The sequence below is a fragment of the Streptomyces pratensis genome (assembly GCF_016804005.1).
GTDB classification, from domain to species: Bacteria; Actinomycetota; Actinomycetes; order Streptomycetales; family Streptomycetaceae; genus Streptomyces; species Streptomyces pratensis_A.
The window spans coordinates 7,940,340-7,965,591 of sequence record NZ_CP051486.1 but is presented as its reverse complement, the minus strand read 5'-3'; the positions used below and the strand labels follow the sequence as shown (position 1 = coordinate 7,965,591).

Genomic DNA, 25,252 nt, shown 5'->3' with positions numbered 1-25,252 from the left:
GGGGTAAGTCATCTGAACCGCTGCATATCGTAACCAGGCGCCGTGCCGCGCATGTGCCGGTTCGGCCAAGGCCGTTGACCGTCAGGTGCCCTCGTGAGGGGTGGACACGCACACCTGCCCCGGGGCGACGCGGCTTCCCCGCCGGGCAGACTGGGCGCATGGGTGACTCACTAGCGACTTTCCGGACCGGGCGGGACCACCCCCCTGTGATCACGTGCCGGGAGCCCGGCAGCTTCGCCCGGGGCGTCATGGCCGAGCGCCATCCGGCGCTCATCGGGCAGGTGCGCGAAGCCTTCCCGTACGGCCCCCGGCAGCAACGTGCGCTGGACACCTTGCTGCACGAGATCCTCCACGGAGTCGTCGAACCGCTCGGCCCCGGCAGCCCGGACCGTGAGGTCTGGCTGGCGCGGGGGCGGGAGCACTTCGGGCATCCGTGGTTCGACGCCCCGTTCCTCTGGGCGGAGAGCTACTTCTACCGCAGACTCCTCGAGGCCGTCGGCTACTTCGACGAGGGGCCGTGGCAGGGCATCGACCCCTTCGCCCCCTTCAAGCGTGCCGAGCTCCGCGGCGGCACGGTCGAGGAGGAGCTCCGTGTTCTGGACGACCTCGCCGGCGTACCCACGGCCGAGCGGGCGACAGCTCTTCTCCAGGCCTCGCTCTGGGGCAACCGCGCCGACCTCGGCTTCCGGGGCCCGACGGGCGAAGCCACCCCCGGAGAGGCCGACCCAGGTCTGGTCGCCGACGACAGCGCTGCGTTGTGGTCGCTCCTGGCACCGGGGCCCCCGGCCACCGTCGCCGTTGTCGCCGACAACACCGGACGCGAGCTGATCCCCGACCTCGTCCTCATCGATCACCTCCTGCGGCACGGCCACGCCGACCAGGTGGTGCTCCATGTGAAGCCCGGCCCCTATTACGTCTCGGACGCGACGACGGCCGACGTCGTCGACTGCGTGCGCCGACTGTGCGGGGCTCCCGGTGAGGCGGGCACGATCGGGGGACGGGTCTGGGAGGCCATGGGTACCGGTCGGCTCGACGTACGCACCCACGCGTTCTTCTGCGCCCCGTTCCCGTACGAGCGGATGCCCGACGACCTGCGGGAGGACCTCGGCGCCGCCGCGCTGACGATCCTGAAGGGCGACCTCAACTACCGGCGCCTGGTGGGCGACAGGCTGTGGCCGGCGACCACGCCGTTCGCCGACCTCACGGCGTACTTCCCGGGCGCCGTCGCAGCGCTGCGTACGCTGAAGTCCGACGTCGTCGTGGGCCTGGACCCGCAGGCGCTGGAAAGCCTGGAGCGGTCCGGCCGTGCGTGGCGCACCAGTGGTACGCACGCCCTGATCCAGGTGCGGGCACGGCCCGGCGGGGCAGCGCTCAGCACGCCACCCCGTGCCGGATGAGGAGGTCGTGCCAGCTCTGCTCCAGCTGATCGGTGAGCATGCCTCGTTCGCATGTCAGATGGTGGACCAGGGGTGTGTCGATCGACCCGAGCAGGGTGTGCGCGAGGATCTCCGGATCGCCTGCCGCACGTGCCTGACGCAGCAGGAGGGTGACGTGGCTGAGTCTCAGCCGCTGCGCGGGGACGGCGTAGGTGCGCAGTGGATCGGTGCGGGAGGCGAGGATCAGCTCGTGGTGGTCGCGTTCGTGGCGCATCACGGCGGGGCCGAAGGCGTGCAGTCGCTCGGCTGCGGGGGCGTCCGGGCCCATGGGGGGCGGCCCGGAGAGGAAGGCGGCCTGCAACAAGGCCTCGCGGTGGTCGAGGAGCGCGATGAGCAGGCCGGTGCGGTCCTTGAAGCGCCGGAAGACGGTGCCCTTGCCGACTCCGGCGGCCGCGGCCACCGATTCCATGGTGAGGTCCGCCGCCCCGCAGCGGTCCAGGAGGCGGGAGGCGGCGTCCAGCAGGAGCGCTCGGTTGCGTGCCGCGTCCGCCCGTAGCGGTTCCGGCCCGCCGACGGCGGCGAGCGTGAGACTCGTCCGCGCCTCGCCTGGGTCGGACGGCCCGGGGAGCGGAGGGAGGGGAACGGTCATGGCTTCAGGGTAGCCCCGGGAAACTGCAAGTGGACCGCGGTCCGGTTAGGTGGTACAACTTTAAACGGACCGTGGTCCGCTTACTTCTGCAGTCTCCGTCTCCCGGGAGCTCCCCCATGTCTGTACGCATCCTCGCCCTTGTCGGCAGCCTCCGCGCCGGCTCCCACAACCGTCAGCTCGCCGAGGCCGCCGTCAAGCACGCGCCCGAGGGTGTCGAGGTCGTGCTGTACGAGGGCCTCGCCGACGTCCCCTTCTACAACGAGGACATCGACGTCGAGAGCGGTGTTCCGACTGCCGCGGCCCAGCTCCGCGAGGCGGCCGGCCGCGCCGACGGGTTCCTGCTGTTCTCGCCCGAGTACAACGGCACCATGCCTGCCGTCCTGAAGAACGCCATCGACTGGCTGTCCCGCCCGTACGGCGCCGGTGCCCTGACCGCCAAGCCGGTCGCCGTCGTCGGCACCGCCTTCGGCCAGTTCGGTGGAGTGTGGGCCCAGGACGAGGCCCGCAAGGCGGCCGGTCTCGCGGGCGGAGCGGTCCTGGCCGAGGCCAAGCTTTCCATCCCCGGCTCCGTGACCCGCTTCGCGGAGCTCCACCCGGCGGACGACGCCGAGGTCGTCACCTCTCTGACCGAGGTGCTCCGCCAGGTCGCCCAGGGCGCCGCTGCGGCTGCCTGATCCACGGTCGGCTGCGCAGGAAGTACTGCGCTGCCGTCGTCATGCCAACGCGTACGGCTCTGTGGGCCCGGTCCGGTTCCTCTCGCGCGAGAGGAACCGGACCGGGCCCACGTGTCGTTGAACAGGCCTTTCCGTCCTGAGGGCCGCGCGACCCGCCGCCGCGACCGGGTTCCGACGCCGTCTGCACACTCGGGTCCGCTGCGGGCGAGCCGCACCGGCGCCCGTCACTCCCGGACATGAGCCGGGACCTGTCGCAGGAGCAGCATGAGTTCCGCGAATGCCGGATCCGCCGAGAGGTCCGGGTGCTCGTCGAAGAGGAGGGTCGGCACGGCTGCCCAGAGGTCAGCCAGGCGCCCTTGAGGCCGCACCCGCTCGAATGGGCGGTGCAGGTGCCTCCGGCCGGACTGCCTCGGGCGCGCGATCACGAGCCCCCGGGCTCCGGCGGGTCGGGCAGCGCGCGGGACTGCGCCCGTTGACGCGTGGCGTCGGCCACGATCTCGGAGGTGGGCCGTGAAGCGGTTGTCCAGCGGACAGGGATCCGCCGGTGGATCCGGACCGAGGGGCGTCCCACGGAAGGCATCGGCGCCACGGGCCGTCCGCCGAAGCGGCACTCGCGCAGACAAGCAAGCACAACGTCAGAGGGCCGGTACTGGATTCAGTACCGGCCCTCTGACCTGGTGTTTCAGCTGTCGGGGTGGCGGGATTTGAACCCACGACCTCTTCGTCCCGAATGAGGTTCGGGTGGGCTCGTGATCGGCGGCGATGGGTATCGGCGCTGGTCAGAGACTTGGTGCGGGGCGGGCTCGCATGGCTTCAGAGGGTATCCGTTGGAAGATCATCTCCCAGATTTCTCCCAGCGAGGGCCGACTGCCTGCACACTGGGCGCGGAGTGGTGCGGTTGCTGCAGCAAGTTTGCGTATCAGGTGAGGCTCTTGCGGCGTGCGCGCAGGGAGTAGGTCGTCGGCCCGCCCGGCCTGCCGCTCTTCGACCAGCCGCCGCTCGTCGCGATGACCCAGCCCTTCTGCTCCTTCATCTGCGCGGCGAAGGTACGGCGGTCGTTGATGGAGCAGCCGCAGGTGAGGGTGACGTCGATGTCGAGGTACTGGCTGCGAGGGTTGTCGTCGCCGTACGGATCCTTGATCCATTCGACCTTGTGGATGTGGTCCTTCAGGCCCGTTCGCTCTTCGTCATGTTTGATCCCGAGTGCCTTGGCAAACTCGTCCAGGTCGTCGATCTCGAAGAGGTCGCTCGACCACTGGCCGGGCCAGACGGCGAACAGCCGGGACTCTCCGGCGACCGCGCGCTCGTAGGCGGCACGCTGGTCCCCGTGCGTCACGGTGCCGTCCCTGTGGACCTCGATATAGCACGTCGTACTTGAGGCGTACGGGAAGTCTCTGCCGGTTGCGGCTGCGCTTCGTGGCTTCATTGGCCCCCCCCAATGTGGTTCTACGGCAATGCACTTTGTTCGATCCCAGTGAACAACAGGTCGGCATTGCAGGGGTGCCATCTCATGAAAGGTGATCGGAGCGGGTTGTCGACCAGAGCACCGTTGGTTACTGAACTTGAACTCGTGATGTCGTAGGGGCTGACGGGCTGTGGTTTCCTGCGGCATCACCGGGTCGTGAGGTATCCACAGAGTGGCGGGCTGACCGCCGAACGGCAGCAGTTCCGCGAGGAGTTACGGGGCCAGGCGGCCGAGCGGTTCGCAAGGGGCGAACCGAGCTCAGCGATCGCCAAAGATCTGCGCGTCAGCGTCCGTTCGGTGCAGCGATGGCGGCGGACCTGGGATGAGGGCGGTCCGCGGGCCCTGCGCTCGCGTGGGCCCGCGTCGCTGCCACGGCTGAATGAGAAGCAGTTCGCGCAGTTGGAGGCGGAGCTGGCCAAGGGGTCGGCCGCGCACGGGTGGCAGGACCAGCGGTGGACGCTGGCCAGGGTCAAGACGGTGATCGGCCGGCGCTTCCATATGACCTACACCGTTCAGGGCCTGCGCAAGCTCCTGATGCGCAACGGCGGGTCCTGTCAGGTCCCGGCCCGACGCGCGATGGAGCGGGACGACGAGGCGGTGGCCGGGTGGGTCAAGGAGGTGTGGCCGTGCGTGGACGGCTCGCGGCGGCCCGTGGGGCCTGGCTGGTCTTCGAGGACGAAGCCGGATTCTCCATGACGCCTCCGCAGGCCAGGACCTGGCCCCAGCGTGGCCGGACCCCGGTGATGCGGGGCGCGGCCGCTCCCGGCGACGCGTCTCCACCGCCGCGCTGACCTGCTACAAACCCGGCCACCGCTCCCGGCTGATCTACCGGCCTGGCAGGGACGACGGCCGACGCGACGGCCGCAAGAGCTTCTCCTGGCATGACTACCGTGACCTGCTGATCGCCGAACACCGGCGGCCCGATCGTCCTCATCTGGGACAACCTGAACGTTCACAAGGCTGCCGGGCTGCGGGAGTTCGCCGAGGCCCGGGACTGGCTGACCATCTTCTACCTGCTGCCCTACGCACCTGATCTCAACCCTGTCGAGGGGATCTGGTCGCTCCTGCGACGCGGCTGGCTCTCCTACGTTGCCTTCAGCAACCCCGAACACCTCGTCCGGACCGTCCGACGCGGCCTACGGCACATCCAGTACCGCAGCCCCCTCATAGACGGATGCCTCACCGAGACTGGCCTGACGATCACACCTTCCTGAGGAAACAGAGCGACATCACGAGTTCAAGCTCAGTAGTGGCCGAGTGGACCCACATTCCATGGGTCGCTCGGACGGCCGTCGGCTTCAAGTCCGTAGCGACGAGCCTGTTGCCAACCGACGTCGTCGGGGCGGTGGAGTTCAGCGAACATACCGATGCCAAAGTCGCCACGATATCCAGCATCAATTCCTATGCGCATGAGTCGATCGACACCAGTTGAATCTCCATTCTCGTCTCGGCAGTACAGCAACTCACTTAGGCCCTGCCCATCGGGGTCGGATACGGCGACAAATTCTGCCTCTTCCGCCTGCCCGTTCCTTTCGAGAAGGTCTGACAGTCCCCAATAGGCGTCAGACTCTCCGCGTTCCGCGGCTCGTCGCATCAGCTGGATCGCTCGCTCCAGGTCTCCTGCAGCATCGCTCATGCATGCGAGCGTGAATAGAGCTCCAGCGTTTCCTGCTTCTGCGGCCTGACGATACAATTCACGCTGCGCTTCCTCATCTGGCGTGATCTCCGCCAAGCGGAGAGCAGCCTCGTGGCTTCCAGCATCAATAGCGCGACGGTAAAAAACAGCAGCTTCTTGCGATCTGTCTGGCCTCTTTGATATTTCAGCTAGCGTTAGGAGAGCGTCAACATCGCCAGCATCGGCGCCTTCCGTAAGAATTGTACGCGCCGTGGCTTGCAGGTGAGGAGGCGTATCATGGTCAAAGAGGTAGCGCAGATATGGGTACCACAGCCGAGGGTCAGTTGTGGTGGAGTTCACTTTGAGGAGGAGACGTTCGGCGCCTTCCTTGTCGCGGCCAGATATGCGTTTGGCCAGTTGGATCTGCGCCCAATAGTCACCCGCTTCGGCTGCGCGACGATAGAGACGCTCGGCGGCTTTGCGATCGCCAGCGCCCTCCTTAAGCTGGGCCAGCAGCACAAAGGCGGACATCTCCCCCTCGTCCGCGGCTCGCTCGTACAGTTGTTCTGCTTCTTTTCGGCGGCCATGGCGCTCGTGCCATGAGGCCAGCGTGGCAAGACCCCGAGCGTCCGCGGTCTCAACGGCTTGCCGATAGATGCTCGACTCCGGGTCATAGCCGTCGAAGCGGGCTTGGATCGCAGCGAGTTCTACAAAAGCTCTTGAGTCCCCGGCTTGGGTCGCCGCGCGGACAAGTTGGACAGCATGACGGTATCGCCAACGATCATTAGCCGCCTGAGCTAGCGCCATAAGGGCCGCTGGGTCACGAACGTTATCGGCGGCGGCGTCCCAGAACGCCTTGGGAGGCACTGCATAAATGCGCTCGGACCGTCCGCGCTGATCCAGATAGTCAGCCAGTTGATAGTGTGGCTCCGACGGCTCGGTCTCCCCTGGGCGAGCGTGGATCCGTGTCAGGGGTCCGCGTGCACCGTGCAGCGGAAGGGTTGCGTACTCTAGGGCTTGCGATGCCCAGGAGTCAGTCACTTGCCCCCACTGTAGGTTTGTCAGATACGAGGGAGCGGCGAACTCCAGCAGCGACAACGGCACGGTCGGCCCAAGGCCCAGCCGTTGGGCATCCATGGCCACCTCTATCACCGCCCTGGCGGCCGGGGGGGCATTTAGATATCGCTCAATAAGCGCCGGCCCACCAGTCAGGTACTGAGTGATGTGCCCCTGCTCCGCGTGTTTAACCGCATGAGCAAGCCTCGGATCCACTGCAGCAGCTGCATTGAGGTTCGCTGACTCACTCTCACTGAATTTGTCGGGTACAGGCAGATCGCATCCCGTCAGCAGCGCCCTAGCTTGCGAATGAGAGTCATTGGTGCCGGATCCGGATGTGGGAGGAGCCGTGAGCGTCGCCCAGTATTCGTGCCAAAGTGTGCCCAGGACGAGCACCGGGCCACGTTCTGGGTCGCGCAGGAGCGCACGCAATCCGGCAGCGAGATTTTCGCCCATTGGGCTGTTCGGTGTGAGTAGATAATGCTGGGTCTCGTTCAGCCATAGGACGGTGTTAGGCTCAACCGCTTCCAGGCAGGAAAGGGCAGCTTCAGGTCGGCTGGGCTCGATCGGATGCCATAGGCGCCAGGAACATGGGAGCAACTGGATGGCTTCCCAGCAGGCGCGGGTCTTCCCTGTAGAAGATCCGCCTACCAGCATCACTATCTTGCTGGCCCCATGGACTACCTGCTGGACAGCGTCGCGAAGCCGTCGGTCATGCTCGCGCTCGACGTACACCGGCAAGGTCGGAAGGTGTTCTGTAGATCCGTCCGATTCAACGGTGATGGCCTGGTGTACTTCCCAGGCGTAGGGATCGGCGATCTCGCTGATGCACCGTCCAGGAGGCTGTTCAGGAAGCAGGCGCCGCTGCGGGGCACGGGCTTCGTTGATGAAGATGTCGCCGCCTGCCTGGTAGATCCGAGCATCGTCTCGTGCTGCGGCATCTTGCCGAATCACTGGTCGGCGATCACTGTCACTCACGACTCGTTGATGGTCTGGTTGCCAACAGCTTGGTAGATGCGGGCCCTTCCAGATGCACGGGCCTTCATCTCAACGGAACCGATGCGGGTCGCCTCAGCGCTCGGCAGCAGTGGGGTCAACTCCTCGTCCAGGAGTCGACGTAGTTCGTCTGCCAGAGAGGGATCATCGCGCAGCAGCCTGAGCAGTCGGCGCTGCCAATCGGCGGCAAGCCCTGCTTCGGCCTCCGAGTCACCGGCTTCCCGGGCGGCCAGCACCTCAACACGCACATCGGCAAGCTCTTCTTCAATCGCCTGAACACGTTGTGGATGCACACGGCGCCACAGAGCCACAGCAGACGAACGCGCCTGCTGCCAAGTGTCCGTTGCCATCGCGCCCACGAGTGCGGTGCCCGCTGCCATGACGAGCGGATCCATATAGCCCCCAACCTCAGTAGCAAGGTCACCACCGTATTCGAAAAGTCCGCCTGCCATGGTTGGCTGGCGGCACCCGAAGTCACGCCAGGGTCAGAGATCTCCCTGGTCTGGGCCCTCCCACGGGCAGCGTGGGACGAGGCGGGGCACCAGACGGTTGGAAATGTGAGTTCTCGGTCGGCCGGTCGCCCCGGCCGACTCCGCGATGGCGGAGTGGAACGCGTACTTCACCACCGACGTCCCCTACGAGCCCCTGACCGATCTCCTCATCGCGCTCGGCACGCGTACGGTTGCGGACATTGGCACCGCCGGGCCCCAGACGGTCCTCAACGCGCTGAGCGCCAAGGGCTGCTAGTGGTAGCCCTGACCGGGCTGCCTCAGTCATTACGGCCACGAGGCAACCCCGCAGGGAGGCGCGATGATTCAGATCACTCTCGGCAAGCAAAAGGACGTCGACCCGAACAGTGATCCCCTCCAGCGCTCGCAGATCGGTTGGAGCGACGGGCCGCGTCCACAGTCCCGTCGTTCTCATCGAGTACGACGCGCAGGCGCCCCTCGCCTACGGCAACAAGTCCAGTGGCGGAGGCATGGGCGGCGGAGCCCCGACCCAGCAGCACATCCACACCATCATCCGCACCCCCAACGGCAACGAGTACGGCATCGATCTTCTCAAGCTCCACCTGGAAAGCGGCCACTGAGCTTCCTCAGCGCTGCCGCTCCAGCGTGAGGACGGCCTTGGCGATCGACGCCATGCGGTTGGATCTGCATCGGACCATGCGGGAGCGTTCGAAGGTACCCATGGCAGTTCCCTCTCATCTGCCTCGTCCGGGGGCCGTGCGGGGAGTCCAGGTGGTCAGCGGATGCGGGCGCGTCCGAACAACAGCCGGTCCGCGGCGAGCGCGTCATCCAAGTAGGTGTCGATTCGGGCGGCGTCAGCGGTCTGCGGCAGTGGGTCCAGTCCGAGCAGGAGGACGGCCTCGCTGTTGCGGGCGACCAGTTCGGCCCAGGACCGGCGGGTGGGCAGCCGCAGCTTGCGGGCGGTGCCGGGAAAGCTCATCAGCACTTGCCCGCCGACAACCTGCAGGCATCGGGCGAGCTCGCGAACGGGCTCTCGGGAGTTGGCCAGGCCGCCGAGGCTGTCGGAGAGCCGACGCATCCGGGCCTCGACCGCCTCGACCGCCTCGGCAGCGTCAGGGCCTGTGAAGGCCGGGTTGTGGGTGATCAGGATGTGCGCGACCTCGCGGCCGTCCGGACTGGTGCCCGGCCAGGTCCAGGAAGCGAGCGAGACCAACAGCCGCAGTTCCGGACCGGATGGGGTGAGGATGACGGTCATGACGTCGTCTCTCCCTCAGCTTTGAAACAGGACCAGACGACTTTCCCGACCGGGGTGCGGTCCAGAACGCCCCAGTCGTCGGCGAGCACGCTCACCAGCGTCAGGCCGCGTCCGGACAGGTCCGTGTCGGCGGCCTGGCGGACCACGGGGAGCCGGCGGCGGCTGTCGTGCACTTCCAGCCGTACTTCTCCCTCGTCGGCATCCAGCTTGACCAGGAAGCCGTGGTCGGCGACGGTGCCGTGGACCAGGGCGTTCGTGGCGAGCTCGGAGACGCAGAGCCGGATGTCCTCGGCGCGGTCGTGCAGGCCCCATCCGGCCAGGGCATCCGTAACGAACTTTCTGGCCTGGCCGATCGATTCGGGCCGGGCCGTGAAGAACCGCCGGGTCGTCTCGGTCATTGCCGTCCTCATGACTCGGCGTCCAGAACGCGGGCATTCCCTGCGCTGCGTCGGCGAACGGGACCGTGGTGGGAGACCGGCAGGTGTGCGGTGCGGGGGCGGCGGACCAGCAGCAATCGGGAGCCGGCCGTCTCGATCCGGTGTCTGCGCTGGGCGGCTATGGCCTTCGGCCCCAGGTGCGACATGGCCGGGGCGATCACGCCATAGACGTCCGGCAGGGCCAGCGCGTCCAGCAGCCCGGTGAACGCCGCCGAGTCGGGCCCAGAACTCACGTCGCGGTCGGTGAAGACGCCGGAAAGTCGCAGCTCGTGGCTGCGGCAGTACTCGGCGATCGACGCGGCCAACGCCGCATGCCGGGCCGCGGGCACCTTCACCAGCCGCAGGAGGCCGTAGACGACCGGACCGTTGACCTGGCGATGCTCCGTGAGGGGTTCCATGCTGAGGACCGTCCAGAAGGCTCGACAACTGATGACCCCTTCAGCGTGGCTGCCCGCCAACCCCGGGCCAATCGCCGCCCGTTCTACTTCCGTTCCACTTCCGTCCCGCCGACTGCACGGAGCGTGCTTCGATGGCTGGCGGAAGGGAGCGACGTGTGGCGACCGTGCACCAGTGGACCGGCCTGGAGGCCAAGGCCCTGCGTCTCGCCCTGCGACTGAGCGTGCGTGCCTTCGCCCAGCAGCTCGGCCTGGCCGTCGCGACGGTCTCCAAGTGGGAGTCCAAACTCGCCGGCACCGAGCCCAGACCCGACACCCAGGCCATCCTCGACACCGCGCTCGGCCGCGCGGACGCCGCCGTCCACCTGCGCTTCGAGACGCTCCTGTCCGAGATGACCAGCCCCTTGGCCTCCGCTCGGCGACGTATTGCCCCCTCCGGGCCCCGGGCCTGGGAGTACGAGTCGTGGGCCGACGACCTCGACCGGGTCGTGGTCGCCCTGTCCCGGCAGAACTTCACCTTCGCCGACAGCCTCCTTGCACGGTGGCTGGGCCGGTTCAAGGCGCCCGAGCTGGACGAGAAGGGCCTGTATCTGTTCGCCCGTTCGACCGCCCTGCTCGGCGACTTCAAGCGCGACCAGGGCGTTGTCCTGGGCCCACTGTCGGCCCAGCACTCCTACGCAGGCGCCCGATCCGTCTTCACCCAGCTCGACATCCCCCGCCGGGTCGCCCAGCTCGACCTGTCTCTCGCGGTGGTCATCGAGATGTCCGGGGAGCTGGAGAGCGCCGCCCGCAACTACGAAACCCTCGCCGTCGACGACCGGCTATCGCGGCGTGACCGGGCCCGCGCGAGGCTGTGGGTGGGTACCGCGCTGAGCAAGGACGGCAACCACGAATATGCGAGCCGCGTCATGCAGGCCGCGACCCGCGACTTCGAAGACCTCCAGGAACCCGACGACTGGTCGGTGGCCCACCAAAAGCTTGCCCTCGCCGCCCGCGGCGCCGGCGACCTCACCCAGGCCCTACATTTCATCGACATCGCCCGCCACTGCGGGACCACCGAATCACCGATGCAACGCGTGCGACTGGACACCGCTCATGGCCACATCCTGCTCTCCGACACGGCGACCCGGGATGATGGACACCTCGTCCTCGACCAGGCCGCCAAGGTGGCCGCGCAGTACGGACTCGTGCACCAACTGCGCAGTATCGAGGGCATCAAGGCCATGAGCGAGGGGCCGACCGGCCCCCGGCAACGGTGACCAGGGAGAAGCGCGTGAGCGACAACCAGCAGAGCATCACCGAGGACCAGTGGCGCCAGGCCAAGCTGATCTGGGATTACCACCAGATGCAGTACGAGCTGCGGCCCGTCAATGTGGCGATCGGGTTGGGCAGCCACGACCTCGGTGTCGCTGCCCACTCCGCCGAGCTGTATCAGGCCGGGCTCTTTCCGACCCTGGTGTTCACCGGCGGCAACAGCCCGACCACCGCCCAGGTCTTCCCGCGCGGCGAGGCCGTCCACTTCCGCGAGCACGCTATCGACCTCGGCGTCCCCGCCGAGGCGATCCTGCTGGAACCGAACGCCGGCAACACGGGACAGAACATCACCTTCTCCCGGGAGGTCCTCGCCGCCGCCGGCATCACCCCGACGACGGTGCTGCTGGTCTCCAAGCCCTACATGGAACGGCGGTCGTTCGCGACCGCCCGCAAGCTGTGGCCCGACGTCGAGATCCTCTGCGCGTCGGAGCCGCTGGAGTTCGACGATTACGTGAAGTCCATCGGCGACGAGAAGCTCGTCCTGGACATGCTCGTCGGTGACCTCCAGCGGGTGATCGAGTATCCGAAGCTCGGTTTCGCCATCGAGCAGGAGGTCCCGGAGGACGTGCATGCCGCGTACGAATTTCTCATCCACGACGGCTTCACCAGTCGCCTCATCACCTCGTGACCTGCCCCAGCCGGGCGGGCTGTGTGCCGTTCACCAGCCGAATTTCCTGCCTCGGCTGACCACGCTGGCCAAGCTGTTCGCGGCGGACTACTGGATCGTCCTGGACGACGTGCAGTTCACCCGCCGCGACTACCAGCATCGAGCCCGCCTCGCCGACCTCGGCGACCCGGCCCGCCACCAGTGGCTCACGCTCCCCACTCACCTGCCCCAGGGACGTTCGACCCTCATCAGGGACGCGGTGATCGCCGAGCCGGAGCGGACCCGCCGCCGGACCGCGGGGATGCTCCGGCAGCACTATGGCGCCATCCCGCACTGGCCCGCCCTCGCCCAGGCTCTGGACCCGGTGCTGGATGCCTTCACCACCGGCCGGACCGCTGCCGCCGCCGAGACGTCCACCCGCGTACTGCTGGACCTGCTCGGCTGGAAGGGCAAGATCCTCACCAGCAGCCGACTGCCCTCCCGGCCGGGCCGGTCCCAGCGGCTCGCGGACCTCGCAACCGCAACCGGAGCCCGCTCGTATCTGTGCGGGACCGGCGGCATGGGATATCTCGACCAGACCCCCTTCGCTGTCCAGGGCATCGACGTGACACCGTTCCGGCCCCCGACCTGTAATATCTGGGCCTCCGGCCGCCGCATCAGTGCCCTGTGGGCCCTCGCCGCGCTCGGGCCGGACGCCATGGCTGCCCGCCTCCGGGCGCTCGCCGCCGACCATGCCGTCCTGCAGCCCGCAGCTTGACCACGATGCCTCCTCGACCACGAAACACCCAGCCGACTTGGATCTGAGCCATACATGGGTTTCGTCCGGAGCTAGGGGGTGCGGCGCAAATACTCCGGGTGATCCCGGCATCGGAAACCGGGGACCGTCGGCCATGTCCCGCTCGCTCTTTGGTCAGCGCCGGTGCGACGGTGACCGCGGTAGAGGTGGAGCGACGGCCGCTGGAATGACTGGAGCGCCGTGCGCTTGTGCCGCGCTACGGGCGTTGGCTGCCTGGGCCCGGGGGCTTGGGGCGTGACGCTCGCCGAGGCGGCGGACACGCCAGGTCAGGGCACGGGCGGGGCTGTGGGCGTCATCCAACGGGCGTTGGCCGAGTGCCTGGTCAAGAACGGTGGCCGCATTGTGCCCGACGGCTTCCGCTTCGGCAAGCACGGTGGTGAGCGCGTCCCAGGCGGGGTCGTTCAGGATGCGCTCGGCGTGATCGGGGGCCGCCTGCTGGACGTGGCGGGCGAAGCGCTGCCGCATCTGGGGGCTGGGGGCGCGTTGTGCGAGGCTCGCCAGGACCGGCTCGGCGATCTGTCCGTACGCGATCTGCAGGTGGACGAGGGCCTGCTCGGCTCCTGCCTCTTGCTGGGCGTGCTGGCGCGTGCGATGCCAGTGCATCGCGAACACCACCGCCGTGAGCACGGTGTCCACAAGCATGGTGAACGTGGCCCCGTCGCGGCTTGCGGGCCTCTCGCGCAAGATCGCTTGGACGCTGCGACGCAGGACGCGGGTGCTGTTCAGGTCGGCGGCGATGCGGGAGCGGGTGGCGCGCTCGAAAGCGAGGGCAGCCTTGCCGAGTTCAGCCCTCACCGCGGCAGGCGCGGTGATCGCCAGGATGTCCAGTGTTGTGCCGAGCGCGACCAGCTGCCCCTGGGCGGTCGGATCGTCGCCGCGTATGAGGTGGTGGGGGATGCGTTCGGCGGCGGCTGTCGCCTGATGCCACGGGTCACCCGGTCGGGCAGCGACCGGCGCAGAGCTGGTGACGGCGAAGCTCTTGCGGATCTTGGGCAGGGACAGGTCGGGGGCGAGGGTGGAGCCGGCGTAGAACACTGGCTCGGCCTTGTCGTTGGTGTCCTCGGGCAGGGCGAAGTTGCAGCCGAGCGCGTCGCCGGAGGGACCGAGCTTGAGGCGCACGGTCACGCCCGTCGCCTCCAGCAGGGCGAAGAACTCGGCCTCGTCGGATGCCGCCGCGACGGCCCGGCGAACCCGTAGGCGTAGAAGATCTCGGGAGGTGGCGTCCTGGCCCAGACGCTTGGCCTTGAAGTGCTCCTTGCTGCTGTGGCGTTTGGCGCCGGTGCCGTCGCCCTGCTGCAACCGCCTGAGACCGTAGTCGACCTCGATCTTGCGGGCCTCCCGCTGGACGGCACGCTGGTCGTAGCCGCGCTCGGGACGCCGGCCGTCCTGGCGTACGAGGGTCGCGGCGATGTGGATGTGGTCGTCGGCGTGGCGGACGGCCACCCATCGGCAGGCTTCGTCGTCCCCGGCGGGTGCGATGCCCGCGGCGGCCACGATGCGGCGGGCGATGTCGGCCCACTGGGCGTCGGTGAGGATCGGGTCCTCGGGAGCGGCGCGGACGGGACAGTGCCACACGGTGTCCCTGGGCGCTTTGTCGCCGAGCATCCGCACGGGCTGGTCGAGCTGCGCGACGAGCTGGGCCATCGCGTCCTTCGGATCGCGGTGGGGACTGCGGCCGGGGTCAGGGGCGAAGCCGTTCCAGGAGGCCACGAGGTGCGGGTCGACGTGTTCGTTGGCGCGGCCCTTGCCGAAGAGGTAGCCGATCGTACGGCGGGTGGCCTTCGGGCCAGAGCTGAGGATGATCTTCGGTATCACCCGCTCACCGCCCCTCGGTTACCTGGGCAATGGCGGTGTCCAGTGCGGCGACGGACGCGTCGATGCGGTCGAGGAGACGTTGGACGGCGGCGGGGTGGGGCCAGGAGCCGTCCTTGTGGAGGTGCCAGGTGAGCTGATTGAGGTTGTTGCCGATCTTCCCGAGCTGGCCGTTGGCGGCCATGAGTGCCTTGATCATGGTGCGGTAGTCGGCGACTGAAGCGGTGGGATCCTCGGCGCGGGCGGCGGCGAGCGAGCACTCGGCCACGTAGCCGCCGAGCGCCATGTGGCTCAGAGCGGCGGCGTTCTTCACGAGGGTGAACTCGTCGTCGTTGTAGCGCGGGTGGACGCGGCGCTCGCGCAGCTGCTTGTCGCGCAGGCGGCGGCGATGCGCGGGCTTAGATGACGGGGTCGACGACTGCTTGCTGGTCCCGATCACGGTCGGCCTCCCCAGGCCGGCCGACTCCGGTGCCGCCTCGGCGCCGGACGCCTCCGCCTCCCGTGGGGCGGAGGCCGGGTAAGGACTCCTTACCCGACAACTTGCTGCGCTGTCGGGGTCGGTGGTCATCTCCTGCTGTTGGGATGGGAGTTCGTGATGCTGGTCGTGCACGGGCTGGTTCTCCGAGGGTGGCTGGGAGCGGAGTGATCGCTGGGCCCCGTGTCCTCGTGCTCGTCGGCACAGGAGGGCACGGGGCAAGCGCAGAGATCAGGCGCCGCCGGAAAGGGCTGTAGCTGGGTTCTGCTCCTGCTGTTGGTCGGCATCGTCGAGTCCGCCGAGAGGCTCGCCCTCGACGCCGCCGTACGTGACGGGCTCGGTGTTGGTCGTGCGCTCGGCCCTCAGCTGGTCACGCACGATGCGGGCTCGCTTCTGGCCGATCTCCAGTGCGCTGCGCAGACGCATGGCTGTCAGTCGGTCGTCACTCCAGTCGGCGGTCAGGAGCCGTGCGTCATCCAGGACTTCGGCGTCGGTGCGGGGACGGTCGGCGGTCGACTTGGCGGTGGCTCGACCCCGACCGGCCGCCCGACGCGGCGAAGCCCCGGGCGACGCCGACACGGCGGCCGACTGCCGTGATCGGCTAGAGGTGGCCGACATGTCGGCCTCAGTCGGCCCTGTCACGAGCCCCTCCACGACCTTCGTGGGAGTCGGCTCAGGTACCTGCGCCGGGCCGGATTTGGCCTGGTCAGTGGCGTGCACGTCGGCTCGTTCGCCGTCCGACTCGATGGCTGGACGGCCGGCCGACTGGGCAGAGGCCATTTCGGCAGAGTCGGCCGACTCGGGGTTGTGGTGCAGCACCTTTGCCACGAGGTCCGATCCGAAGTAGATCGACCCGACCGGGAGCGAGGTGGCCAGCAGCACGAGGGCCCAGTTCGCGGGGTCCCAGTCGGCCAGTCGGCCCCACCGCGTCGACTCGGTGTGCAGGGTCGGTATGAGGCCGTGCACGTAGTTCAGCAGGAGGCTGGCGAGCGTGTAGGTCGCAAGGACCCGGAGCGCGAACTTCCGATCCGTACCCGTGAGCACGAGCGTGGCGACCAGTGCGAGGGCCATCAGGCCGTCCACCACGATCGGGTAGAGCAGGGCGGCGGTGGTGTCCGCGCCGATGGTGCGGGCCACGTCGGACAGTGCGTTCCACGAGACCCGAAAGGCCATGAGGACCACGGCTACCAGCCCGAGGACCAGGATGGTACGTGCGCCTGTCCGGCGAGCATCTCGTGGAGCAGTAGCAGGGTGATGCCGATGCGAATCGCCTCGGCCGAGGAGGGCGGTGATGCGGGCAGGCAAGCGGGGTACTCCAGGTGGGCTCGGGGGCGGCGGCCTTGGCGCAGGGGAGGGCAGGGGTGGCCGCCGTGAGGTGCGATGTCTCGTACCACTCGTCGCGTGCCTGGTCAGGACAGGTACGGGTGGCGTGGTGATGTCGACTCGACTCGTTGCGGCTCTCCCACTCGTCCCCGCGCTGACCTGCGCGGGGACGAGTGATGCGAGTGGAGTCGGGTCAGGCTGCGGTGTCGGGCAGCGGCTCATCCGCCGGCCGGGCAGCCTCGGCCACAGCCCTGGGCTCGGGGCAGTAGCGGGCCCAGGTGTCGAGGAATTGGTTCCGCGCGAAGCCCTTGGCCTGGGTGCCGTCGGGGAAGCGGCGGTTGGCTGAGCCGATGCCGTACGGCTTCAGGAGCAGCTGCAGTCCCCGTGGAGTCAGCCCGTTGGCGCCGTACTCGGCCCAGGGAGCTTCCCGATCCGCGTTCAGGGATTCCAGCAGATGCTTCGTGCTCAGCACGGCCGGGTCGCCCACAGCGGCGAAGGCGCGGCGGATCCCGACCAGGAGGCGGGTGCGTAGACCGCCCTCCTCGTCCTGGCCGGCCTCGTAGTCGGTCATGGTTCGGCAGGCGGTGCGGGCGAGCGCGGGCCAGTCGCCCCCGGCGAGGTCGGCGATGATGACCAGCGGTTCCCAGGTGTCTGCCGCGCGGTCCTCGACCGGCATGGGGGGCTCCGTGGCCATCGCCTGCTCGTACAAGGGTTGCAGCCAGGCGTGGAGGCGGTCGCGGATCGCGTTCAGGGCAGGGGTGTCCCGGTTGGTGCGGAAGGACGCCACCTTCTCCCCGGCCGCACGGCGGCGCATCCGGATCACCACTGCCCGGTCCATGATCGTGTCCGGCAGGTCACCGATCCCGGCGAGCGCGGCCATGGCGAAGGTGGGGAACTCTTGCACCAGGTGCTCGGGCCCGGATACTCGCAGAGTGGGCCGACCACGCTGGTGCCCCGCGTTGATGAGGCCGCGGACCTCCTCGTTCTTCTCTGCGGCCTTGGTGGTGCTGAACATGGTGTCGGCCTCGTCTACCAGGAGGGCCGGCGGGTCGTCCCCGTCGATCGACCGGAAGATCGCCGCTGCGCTGGCGTTGACCGTGATCAGGCGGTTGTGCACGGTCTCGGTCACCACGTCCAGCAGCCTGGACTTGCCGCACCGCTTCTCCGGGGCGACGATCGCCAGGCGCGGCGCGTGCTGCCACGCGCGCTGCAGATGCGTCGCCGCGACCCACAAGGCCACCGCCGTGACGGCCTCCTCGCTCGGCATCGCCACGTACCGCTTGACCTGCGCTCGAAGGGCATCCAGGATCTGCGCTCCTTCGGACAGCGGCGGCGGCGAGGGGCAGTCGTCGCTGTCCTCCTCTGGCGAAGGCGCAACGGGGCCGGCCGGTTGGCCGGGCACAGCGACTGGAGGCCATGAGGTGCCGGAGCCGTTGGGACGGGATGGCGCATTCGGCTGGGGATCGGTCATACTGGGCATCAGCTCCTCTGCTTGCGGGCCATATGGGACGGCAATCCCGGTCTCCGCAGGTTGATCGCTAGGGATGGCGGTTGAGAGGTTTGCGCTTGAGCCCCCGGCATCGCCGGGGGCTTCTTTCATGTCACGTGCGGTCGTGCGGGCTCCTCGGGTTGATCGGGTGGGACCACCACTATGCCACATGAATTGCGGATCGCAGAAGTGTTCTGCATCTCGCAGTAGACGTGCTACTCTTGTGGAGTCCTTGCGAATGGCAGGGGAGTGCTACGTACGGAAGGAGGTGGCCATGGCGGATGAAGACCCGCCGCAGGGCGTACTGCTCAGCGGCGAGGGCAACGTCGCGGTGCGCATCAAACTGGAACGTGAGGCGCGCGGGTGGAGCACCAACGCCCTGTCCGACCGCATGAACGAGGCCGGCTTCGAGATGAATCCGTCCGCGGTCTGGCGGATCGAAAACGGCAAGCGTCGCATCAACCTCGACGAGACCATCGGCTTCGCCGAGGTCTTCGGTCTCGACCTGCGCAACCTCGTCGGCCCCCCGCAGCTGGCCGCCAAGGCCCGCGCCATGGAGCTCATCGACGAGATCATTGACGCGTTCCGCGCGACCCAGAGAGCCAATTTGGCTTTCACCGAGGCGCGCGACGCCCTCGACGCCTACCTCGCCGAGTATCCCGATATCCGCGAGGAAGCCGACGTGATGGTCTCCAACGCCATGGCGGAGGAGGCCAGCAGGACCATGCTGAAGATGCACGGCCCTCCGCCTGGCGGCGACGTCGAGCCTGCTGACGAGGTATAGCCCCCTGCTCCCTCTCCCGTACTGGACCCGCAAACCCCCAGTACGGGCAGTCCACTCTCATCCCTAGCGATCGACCGGCGGGTCGGCGTTGCCGCGCCCCATACCCGCCAGAAGAGGACCCATCCCTTGCGCCAACCCGCGATAGCCCCTGCCTCCGCACTGACTTCGCATGCCGAGGCCGCCCTGCCGTGCCTCTATGCCCCCGAGGAGGTCGCCGCCGTACTCGGCTGCTCCGCCTGGTGGGTCAAAGACCGTGCTCGTCGGCGACTCATCCCGTTCACCCGCGTCGGCCGCGCGTACCGCTTCTCGGACGACCACCTCGCGGAGATCATCCGCATGCACGAAGAGCGCCCGGTCCAGACTCCGCAGCGTTCTGGTACCCCTGCGCCGCCCCGGAAGCCTCGAGCTCGGCAGCAGCCCGATACGACCGTGCCCACTGTCCGCCTCAAGGCCCGGCCGCCACGCCGGACGACCAAGCCCCAGTACGGGACCGCGGCTTAACGCACCCCACACAGCAGAAGGGAGGGAAATCTGTGGGTTACGCAGAAAAGCGTGGCGGCTACTGGCGCGGCCGCTACAAGATCGAGGACGGCAAGTACGGCACCGTCGCCGATTCCACGGGCGTCGTGGTCAAGTTCGCCACCAAGCGCGAGGCCAAGCAGGCTGCAGACGCGGAAGAGGTGACCGTTCGGCGCGGTGAGTGGCGCGACCCGGGCCTTGGCCACGAGACCTTCGGCGCATACGCCAACCGCTGGTACGCCGGCCAGGACCTGGCCGCCTCGACCATGCAGAACTACAAGCGCCACATCGAGGAGCACCTGCTCCCCGACTTCGAGGACAAGGCACTCGCGGGCATCCTGCGCACGGACGTCGACGCATGGGAGAAGAAGGAGCGGGCCGAGTACGCGGCCTCCAGCGTCAAGACCTGGCGCTCGACACTCCACCTGATCTTCGAGGACGCGATCGACGAGGGTCTGCTCACGTCCAACCCGGCGGCCCGTCGGCGCGGGCGAGGCAAGCGAGCCGGCCGTTCCCGTGACCGCGGCCCGGAGAAGGTCGTCACCGACGCACTCGGCATCCTGCTCACCGCAGAGCGGGCCGCCCTACTGTCCGGCCGCGACGACGAGTTCGTCGCTACGGTCCTCAAGGGCTACACCGGCAAGCGCTGGGGCGAAATCGTCGGCCTGGAAACGGAGTTCGTGCGGCCCAATGCCTTCCGGGTCGAGTGGCAGCTGTACGAACTCGACACCGGAGAGCTGGTGCGCTGCCCGCCCAAGGACGACAGCTACCGCGTCATCGACTCGGCGGACTGGCTGTCGGCCCTGGTCTTCAACCACATCGCTCACACGAAGCCGACACCCTGCTCCTGCCACGGCCGGACGTACGTCTTCCGTGGCCAGGGAGCTGCACGCACCGGCGGCCACCAAGGCGCGAAGCTCGTCGACGTCGCCCGTCGTGCCGGAGTCTCCACGGGCACGGTCTCCAACGTCCTCAACCATCCCGACCGCGTACGCGAGGACACCCGTGTACGTGTCGAACTCGCTATCGCTGAGCTCGGGTTCGTACGCGGGGGCGCCACGTCGGAGCACGCAGCTCACTGGCGCCGAAACGGCTTCGCCACCTGGCTGTTCACCCCGGCGGTCTCAGGCTGGTACCCGAAGAAGGCCCCGCAGGAGGCCCGCCCGGTGCCGATCCTCGGCGAGCCGTGGCCCGGCATCCCAGCCCGAGGCCGAGGGGCAGCCGCTCGGGCTGGCGCCTGCTGGCTACCGATCGCGAAGGGCCTCACGCCCCACGGGCTCCGGCACACCCACCGCACGATGATGGAGGACCTCGGCACCGAGAAGGTCCTCATGGACGAACGCATGGGCCACATCGACGGCTCGGTCTCCGCGCGCTATGCCCACGTCACGCCCGGCATGCGCCGGCGCCTCATGCTCGGCTTGACCGAGCAGTGGGAGGTGGCACTCGATGCCCGGCTGGCCATGTCGTCTGCCTCGCCGGTCCGGATCCTCAACCAACTGTTGCGGGACCGTTTGACCACCACGTAGTGGCGCGGGCGGTGCAACGGTGGCACGGGAGCGTGTCAAAGGCTGCTGCGGTAACCACTAGATGTGACCGCAGCAGCTACTGACGCTCATCTCCGGTATCGTGCTCGCCTCTCTTCGACGGTGCGTGACGTGTGTCCACGTGGTGCCGGTGGGGCTTGTCCATTGTTCCCGCGCTTTCCCAACGCTCACCGCAGCAGGTTATATGGCGTTGTCGTACGTCGGACGCGGCTCCTACCATCGTGCTGACTAGCGCTGGCGGGCTGAGGGGGGAGCGGCGTGGCTGATCCTAAGCTTCATCATTATGTTCCGCAATTCTACTTACGTCGATTTACTGACTCGACGGAACGCCTATGGGCCTGGGACAAGACTAGCGATAGAGTGTTTCGTACTCAGCCGAAGGCGGTAGCTGCGGAGTCGAACTTCTACCAGTTGCCTCAGTTGATTGAGCACGGCCACAATCCCTTGGAAATGGAAAAACAATTTGCGGACCTGGAGGGCCAAGTATCCTCCATTACAGGGCAATGGCTCGACTGGGTTCGAAGTGGGCATTCGGGCGATTCGCTACCCATACCTGCAGTAAATCGAGAAATAATCAGCCAGTTCCTGGCTCTCCAGTCCCTACGAACGGCCGACACTCGCGCGATATTGGTAGCCTTCTCGGCGCTGCATGGGTACCAGGCCGAGTCTGAAGAGGACGTTAGAGCCCTCCATGCTGCGGTGCTTTGGGATGACGCGCTAATCTCCTCCTATGCCGATCGCGTGAGTCGATGCACCTGGCTTTTCGCTTTGAATTTGACGCCTTCTCCATTTGTCACATCGGACAATCCATTGGCCTTCAGGACGTCTGACCATCGAGCTTGGGTAAAACCGGGCAACCTCGGCAAGGGTGCGTATGTAGTATACCCGCTCGCCCCTGATGTGATCATGTATTGCTATCCCGATGAAGGCGTGTGGCGCAATTCGAATATCTCTCGATTTGACTGCCAAATTTCGCCGGTGCTGATGAGTGAGAGCATGGTGCAGAGTGAAAATTCTGCACAAGTCTTCATGGCCTCTCGATTTGTAATATCCAGTCAGAATTCTTTTTCTTTTGAGCGGGAGTTTTTGAGAATGATTGAGGACGGTCCTGACGTGCCGCCGACCGTAGAATGAGTTTTGCGGGTTCTGCTGGGAATCCCTTTTCCGCAGAGTGGGTCACTCGCCGAACAGACCATCCTGCACGTAGTCGACGACCTTCCGCTCCGGGTAGAAGACGGCCAGCAGCATGAACGTCTTGGGGTGGGCCGAGATGTTGCCCACAAAGAAGTGGACGGCACGGTTCGGGGCGCACATCCGCGTGTACCAGCGCTCACGCAGCGCATCGCGGACCCCGTGCTCGCCGTACTTGCGCAGGAACTTGCGGTACGACTGGCCTGCCTCCCAGTCCTTCAGCCCCATGTCGTGGGTCGGGCAGTCGTCTTCGGCACAGCGAAAGCTGTACCGGAGGTCGAGCGGCACCCACTCCAGCGGGTTCAGCTCCTGCTCGAACAAGTCAAGTTGGTCGGCCAGTGCGGCTTTGGAGACAGACCAGGGCTCGGCGTCCTCCAGCCGGAAGCGGGTGATCTCGGCGGGGCGGAAGACGCCGAGGGACGTTCCTCGCTTCTCCTGATCCCGCTTGATGGCGCAGAGGGACGGGGCGACCAGCGGCTCCACGTGGCGATACCGCTTCTGCCAGCCGCCGTCGGACGGTACCTCACCCACTATCTCCAACGTGTCGAGATAGGGCCTGAGACTCTCTGGGCGGGAGTCTCGCTCAAGGCGATGTGGCTCGACGTCGACTTCGATGATCGAGTACTTGGAGAACTGGGCTTCCTCGCTCAGGAGCCGAAAAGGCACAGGGAAGAGCCGTACGTGTTGAGGCTCACCTTGGTCGAGACGTATGCCGGCCACACAGCTGGTCTCGCGGTACTTACTGGACAGCTCCGGATACGTTTTGACCGTGATCATGATCCGTGCGCGCTGCCGTTTCCCGAATGCCGCCGACGCCATGGCGTGCCCCCTCCATCGATCTCTCCGATCTGATTGGACGAGAGGCATGCACCACTGGCAAGGGTGCGTGCGAAAACCGGGACGAAGTCAGGCCAAGGGATTCACTGGCACCTGGACGCGGCTGCGGACTGTCTCCAAGACGACCTGCCGGTGACAGCGGCTCTCGTCCTTCTCGAAGCACAGCACCGCTACCCGCGACGCCTGGGCATGCTCTGCGAGGCGAGCAAGGTCGGCCTGGGCCTCATCGGACCGCAGGAGGCCACGGAAACGCGCCCGACCCACTTCGACGCGGCCGTCCCAGAAAGGCTCGCGATTGTCCTTCGGATTGCCCAGGCCACGCAGGTGCGTGTACTCGATGCCGGCTTCGGCCAGGGCTCCCCCGAGGCGGGTCTTGCTGAAGCCCTTCTTGCGGCTGATCGGGGTGAGCCGCACATCTGCCACGACACTGATGCGGCTGTCGACGAGCGAGGCGACGAACGACTCGATGTCCCGTCCTTCGTACCCGGCTGACCACAGACCGGGCGTGATGGGTGCGACCCGGGCAGTCCGGAACAGATCATCGAGGGAGACCGCAAGAGCCTCGGCCACCGCGCCGACTGTGAAGAAAGCTGGCTGGATTGCTCCCTCGCTCTCCAGGCGGCTCACAGTCCCGACGGCGATGCCTGCTTCCTTGGCCAGGCGTTCCCGCGTCCACCCGCGGTCTTCCCGCAATGCACGTACGCGCTGCGCGAGCGCACGGGCGTGGTCGTGGAGTGGCGCTGAGCGATGACCTGCCATGTGCGGTTTTCCTAACGACCGTCGGGGCGGCCCGCCGCGGTGTTCCTGGTCAGCTACGAGCCCTGGCTTCGCGAACGCACACATCCGAGGGCGCGCAGGCGCCGCTCTTCCTGCGGCACTGGAGACTGCTCCTGGGAGAAGCCGACCAAGATCTTCTCCCAGATTTCTCCCAAACGATCTCCAGGAACCCGTCAGGGGCCTGATCCACTCACTGGATCAGGCCCCTGACCTGGTACTTCACTGTCGGGGTGGCGGGATTTGAACCCACGACCTCTTCGTCCCGAACGAAGCGCGCTGCCAAGCTGCGCTACACCCCGATGTCCACCGATTGTCCCGGCGACATCGATTACTTTAGCCCACCCGCGCCCGGAGGCGAAATCCGGTTTTTGTGCCGGGCCGCGAGACTCAGTCGCGCGGCGTCAGTGTCAGCAGGGTCGCCTCGGGCGGGCAGGCGAAGCGCACCGGGGTGTAGCGGTTCGTGCCGCAGCCCGCCGAGACGTGGAGATAGGAGCGCCTTTCTCCGACCGTGTGGCCGGAGAGGCCCTTCACCCGGTCCGTGTCCAGGTCGCAGTTGGTGACGAGAGCACCGTAGAAGGGGATGCAGAGCTGCCCGCCGTGTGTGTGGCCGGCCAGGATCAGGGGGTAGCCGTCCGCCGTGAACGCGTCAAGGGAGCGCAGGTACGGGGCGTGGACGACGCCGATCGAGAGGTCCGCGCCCGTTTCGGGGCCACCGGCGACCTCGGCGTAACGGTCCCGCTTGATGTGAGGGTCGTCCAGACCGGTGAAGGCGATCTCGAGACCGTCCGCCTTGATCCGGCCCCGGGTGTTGGAGAGGTTCAGCCAGCCCGCCTCGTCGAAGGCGTCCCGCATCGGTTCCCAAGGGTTGTGGACGACGTTGACCGCCGGTGCGTTTCCGTTGAGCCCGTGCTTTCCCTGCGTCTTCTCCAGGAGGTAGCGGACCGGGTTGCGGAGCTTCGGGCCGTAGTAGTCGTTGGAGCCGAAGACGTAGACCCCGGGGAACTCCATCAGCGGGCCGAGAGCGTCCAGCAGCTCAGGCACGGCTTCCGGATCGGAGAGGTTGTCGCCGGTGTTCACCACGAAGTCCGGGCGCAGACCCGCCAGCGACTGCAACCAGGCGCGCTTCTTGCGCTGGCCGCTCACCATGTGGATGTCGGAGACCTGGAGCACGCGCAACGGGCGGGCTCCGTGCGGGAGTACGGGAATCGTGATGCGGCGAAGGCGGAACGACCGTGCCTCGAATCCTGCCGCGTACACGAGACCGGCGGCGCCTACCGCTGCGCCGACTGCCGTTACTTTCAGGGGTACTCCGTAGCGTGCGCGCATGGGCCCATCGTCGCAGAAACGGGGCGGTGGGACGAAAACGGGAGGGCGGCAGGTGCCCCGTACCTGT

25 protein-coding genes, 1 tRNA gene and 1 pseudogene are annotated in these 25,252 nt (G+C 67.4%); 12 read left to right on the top strand and 15 right to left on the bottom strand.

Annotated features, from left to right (window positions below):
* Nucleotides 1–158 precede the first annotated feature (158 nt).
* Nucleotides 159–1,397 (top strand): damage-control phosphatase ARMT1 family protein, encoded by a 1,239-nt coding sequence (locus HED23_RS33535; RefSeq protein WP_203187062.1) that lies wholly within the window; start codon nucleotides 159–161, stop codon nucleotides 1,395–1,397.
* Here the strand turns inward: HED23_RS33535 and HED23_RS33530 are convergent.
* Nucleotides 1,372–2,025 carry a TetR/AcrR family transcriptional regulator gene (locus tag HED23_RS33530; RefSeq protein WP_203187061.1) on the bottom strand — a complete coding sequence of 218 codons (654 nt, stop codon included), beginning with the start codon at nucleotides 2,023–2,025 and terminating at the stop codon, nucleotides 1,372–1,374. The two genes, HED23_RS33535 and HED23_RS33530, sit on opposite strands and share 26 nt — an antisense overlap.
* A gap of 116 nt (nucleotides 2,026–2,141) precedes the next feature.
* On the opposite strand from HED23_RS33530, the gene HED23_RS33525 reads away from it, so the two are divergent.
* Entirely contained in the window at nucleotides 2,142–2,699 is a 558-nt protein-coding gene (locus tag HED23_RS33525) for an NAD(P)H-dependent oxidoreductase (protein ID WP_203187060.1), read from the top strand.
* A 919-nt stretch (nucleotides 2,700–3,618) separates the two neighbouring features.
* Here the strand turns inward: HED23_RS33525 and HED23_RS33520 are convergent.
* The gene (locus HED23_RS33520) at nucleotides 3,619–4,035 is read right to left on the bottom strand and encodes a hypothetical protein (protein ID WP_238442210.1); all 417 of its coding nucleotides are present in this window, start codon (nucleotides 4,033–4,035) and stop codon (nucleotides 3,619–3,621) included.
* 285 nt (nucleotides 4,036–4,320) lie between these two features.
* Here HED23_RS33520 and HED23_RS36165 point away from each other — a divergent pair.
* A pseudogene (locus tag HED23_RS36165) lies at nucleotides 4,321–5,378 on the top strand (IS630 family transposase).
* Nucleotides 5,379–5,407: 29 nt separating this feature from the next.
* Here HED23_RS36165 and HED23_RS33505 read toward each other — a convergent pair.
* Entirely contained in the window at nucleotides 5,408–7,813 is a 2,406-nt protein-coding gene (locus tag HED23_RS33505; RefSeq protein ID WP_203187057.1) for a sel1 repeat family protein, read from the bottom strand.
* Nucleotides 7,810–8,226, bottom strand: coding sequence for a hypothetical protein (locus HED23_RS33500; RefSeq protein WP_203187056.1), 417 nt, complete (start codon nucleotides 8,224–8,226; stop codon nucleotides 7,810–7,812). The genes HED23_RS33505 and HED23_RS33500 overlap by 4 nt, the downstream gene beginning before the upstream one ends.
* Nucleotides 8,227–8,428: 202 nt before the next feature.
* Between HED23_RS33500 and HED23_RS33495 the strand changes: the two genes are divergently transcribed.
* Together HED23_RS33495 and HED23_RS33490 are read left to right on the top strand one after the other, a co-directional pair.
* Nucleotides 8,429–8,578, top strand: coding sequence for a hypothetical protein (locus HED23_RS33495; RefSeq protein WP_203187055.1), 150 nt, complete (start codon nucleotides 8,429–8,431; stop codon nucleotides 8,576–8,578).
* 109 nt (nucleotides 8,579–8,687) lie between these two features.
* The gene (locus HED23_RS33490) at nucleotides 8,688–8,921 is read left to right on the top strand and encodes a DUF3500 domain-containing protein (protein ID WP_238442209.1); all 234 of its coding nucleotides are present in this window, start codon (nucleotides 8,688–8,690) and stop codon (nucleotides 8,919–8,921) included.
* Nucleotides 8,922–9,076: 155 nt separating this feature from the next.
* Here the strand turns inward: HED23_RS33490 and HED23_RS33485 are convergent, their stop codons facing one another.
* From HED23_RS33485 to HED23_RS33475, 3 genes are read right to left on the bottom strand one after another with little or no spacing between them, the layout of a single operon-like run.
* Entirely contained in the window at nucleotides 9,077–9,556 is a 480-nt protein-coding gene (locus HED23_RS33485; RefSeq protein ID WP_203187054.1) for a hypothetical protein, read from the bottom strand.
* Nucleotides 9,553–9,954, bottom strand: coding sequence for an ATP-binding protein (locus HED23_RS33480; RefSeq protein ID WP_203187053.1), 402 nt, complete (start codon nucleotides 9,952–9,954; stop codon nucleotides 9,553–9,555). The genes HED23_RS33485 and HED23_RS33480 overlap by 4 nt, the downstream gene beginning before the upstream one ends.
* Nucleotides 9,955–9,962: 8 nt before the next feature.
* Nucleotides 9,963–10,391, bottom strand: a complete 429-nt coding sequence (locus HED23_RS33475; protein ID WP_203187052.1) for a hypothetical protein — start codon at nucleotides 10,389–10,391, stop codon at nucleotides 9,963–9,965.
* Nucleotides 10,392–10,546: 155 nt separating this feature from the next.
* On the opposite strand from HED23_RS33475, the gene HED23_RS33470 reads away from it, so the two are divergent.
* The 3 genes from HED23_RS33470 to HED23_RS33460 are packed head-to-tail and all read left to right on the top strand — an operon-like array spanning nucleotide 10,547 to nucleotide 13,066.
* A complete protein-coding gene (locus tag HED23_RS33470) occupies nucleotides 10,547–11,647 on the top strand; it encodes a helix-turn-helix domain-containing protein (protein WP_203187051.1) in 1,101 nt (366 codons plus the stop codon).
* A 14-nt stretch (nucleotides 11,648–11,661) separates the two neighbouring features.
* The gene (locus HED23_RS33465) at nucleotides 11,662–12,330 is read left to right on the top strand and encodes a YdcF family protein (protein WP_203187050.1); all 669 of its coding nucleotides are present in this window, start codon (nucleotides 11,662–11,664) and stop codon (nucleotides 12,328–12,330) included.
* The gene (locus HED23_RS33460; RefSeq protein WP_203187049.1) at nucleotides 12,272–13,066 is read left to right on the top strand and encodes a WbqC family protein; all 795 of its coding nucleotides are present in this window, start codon (nucleotides 12,272–12,274) and stop codon (nucleotides 13,064–13,066) included. The genes HED23_RS33465 and HED23_RS33460 overlap by 59 nt, the downstream gene beginning before the upstream one ends.
* Nucleotides 13,067–13,219: 153 nt before the next feature.
* Here the strand turns inward: HED23_RS33460 and HED23_RS33455 are convergent, their stop codons facing one another.
* The 4 genes from HED23_RS33455 to HED23_RS33440 all read right to left on the bottom strand — a co-directional run bounded on the left by HED23_RS33455 (nucleotide 13,220) and on the right by HED23_RS33440 (nucleotide 18,186).
* On the bottom strand, nucleotides 13,220–14,920 hold the full coding sequence (locus HED23_RS33455) for a mobilization protein (RefSeq protein ID WP_203187048.1): 1,701 nt from the start codon (nucleotides 14,918–14,920) through the stop codon (nucleotides 13,220–13,222).
* A 4-nt stretch (nucleotides 14,921–14,924) separates the two neighbouring features.
* Nucleotides 14,925–15,356 (bottom strand): plasmid mobilization protein, encoded by a 432-nt coding sequence (locus tag HED23_RS33450; protein WP_238442208.1) that lies wholly within the window; start codon nucleotides 15,354–15,356, stop codon nucleotides 14,925–14,927.
* A gap of 267 nt (nucleotides 15,357–15,623) precedes the next feature.
* On the bottom strand, nucleotides 15,624–16,598 hold the full coding sequence (locus HED23_RS33445) for a DUF2637 domain-containing protein (RefSeq protein ID WP_274383062.1): 975 nt from the start codon (nucleotides 16,596–16,598) through the stop codon (nucleotides 15,624–15,626).
* A gap of 310 nt (nucleotides 16,599–16,908) precedes the next feature.
* Nucleotides 16,909–18,186 carry a DUF3631 domain-containing protein gene (locus HED23_RS33440; protein WP_073958117.1) on the bottom strand — a complete coding sequence of 426 codons (1,278 nt, stop codon included), beginning with the start codon at nucleotides 18,184–18,186 and terminating at the stop codon, nucleotides 16,909–16,911.
* A gap of 292 nt (nucleotides 18,187–18,478) precedes the next feature.
* On the opposite strand from HED23_RS33440, the gene HED23_RS33435 reads away from it, so the two are divergent.
* From HED23_RS33435 to HED23_RS33425, 4 genes are all read left to right on the top strand, one after another.
* Nucleotides 18,479–18,988 (top strand): helix-turn-helix domain-containing protein, encoded by a 510-nt coding sequence (locus tag HED23_RS33435; RefSeq protein WP_073958116.1) that lies wholly within the window; start codon nucleotides 18,479–18,481, stop codon nucleotides 18,986–18,988.
* 126 nt (nucleotides 18,989–19,114) lie between these two features.
* The gene (locus HED23_RS35570; RefSeq protein WP_414108017.1) at nucleotides 19,115–19,489 is read left to right on the top strand and encodes a helix-turn-helix domain-containing protein; all 375 of its coding nucleotides are present in this window, start codon (nucleotides 19,115–19,117) and stop codon (nucleotides 19,487–19,489) included.
* 32 nt (nucleotides 19,490–19,521) lie between these two features.
* Nucleotides 19,522–21,036 (top strand): LacI family DNA-binding transcriptional regulator, encoded by a 1,515-nt coding sequence (locus tag HED23_RS33430; protein ID WP_203187046.1) that lies wholly within the window; start codon nucleotides 19,522–19,524, stop codon nucleotides 21,034–21,036.
* A 276-nt stretch (nucleotides 21,037–21,312) separates the two neighbouring features.
* On the top strand, nucleotides 21,313–22,188 hold the full coding sequence (locus HED23_RS33425; protein WP_203187045.1) for a DUF4238 domain-containing protein: 876 nt from the start codon (nucleotides 21,313–21,315) through the stop codon (nucleotides 22,186–22,188).
* Between the two features lie 42 nt (nucleotides 22,189–22,230).
* Here the strand turns inward: HED23_RS33425 and HED23_RS33420 are convergent, their stop codons facing one another.
* The 4 genes from HED23_RS33420 to HED23_RS33405 form a co-directional block, all read right to left on the bottom strand.
* A complete protein-coding gene (locus tag HED23_RS33420; protein ID WP_203187044.1) occupies nucleotides 22,231–23,064 on the bottom strand; it encodes a hypothetical protein in 834 nt (277 codons plus the stop codon).
* Nucleotides 23,065–23,151: 87 nt separating this feature from the next.
* Nucleotides 23,152–23,841, bottom strand: coding sequence for a DUF488 family protein (locus tag HED23_RS33415; RefSeq protein ID WP_203187043.1), 690 nt, complete (start codon nucleotides 23,839–23,841; stop codon nucleotides 23,152–23,154).
* 243 nt (nucleotides 23,842–24,084) lie between these two features.
* Nucleotides 24,085–24,158 (bottom strand) — tRNA-Pro (locus HED23_RS33410).
* Nucleotides 24,159–24,246: 88 nt separating this feature from the next.
* Nucleotides 24,247–25,185 carry a metallophosphoesterase gene (locus HED23_RS33405; protein ID WP_203187042.1) on the bottom strand — a complete coding sequence of 313 codons (939 nt, stop codon included), beginning with the start codon at nucleotides 25,183–25,185 and terminating at the stop codon, nucleotides 24,247–24,249.
* Nucleotides 25,186–25,252 lie beyond the last annotated feature (67 nt).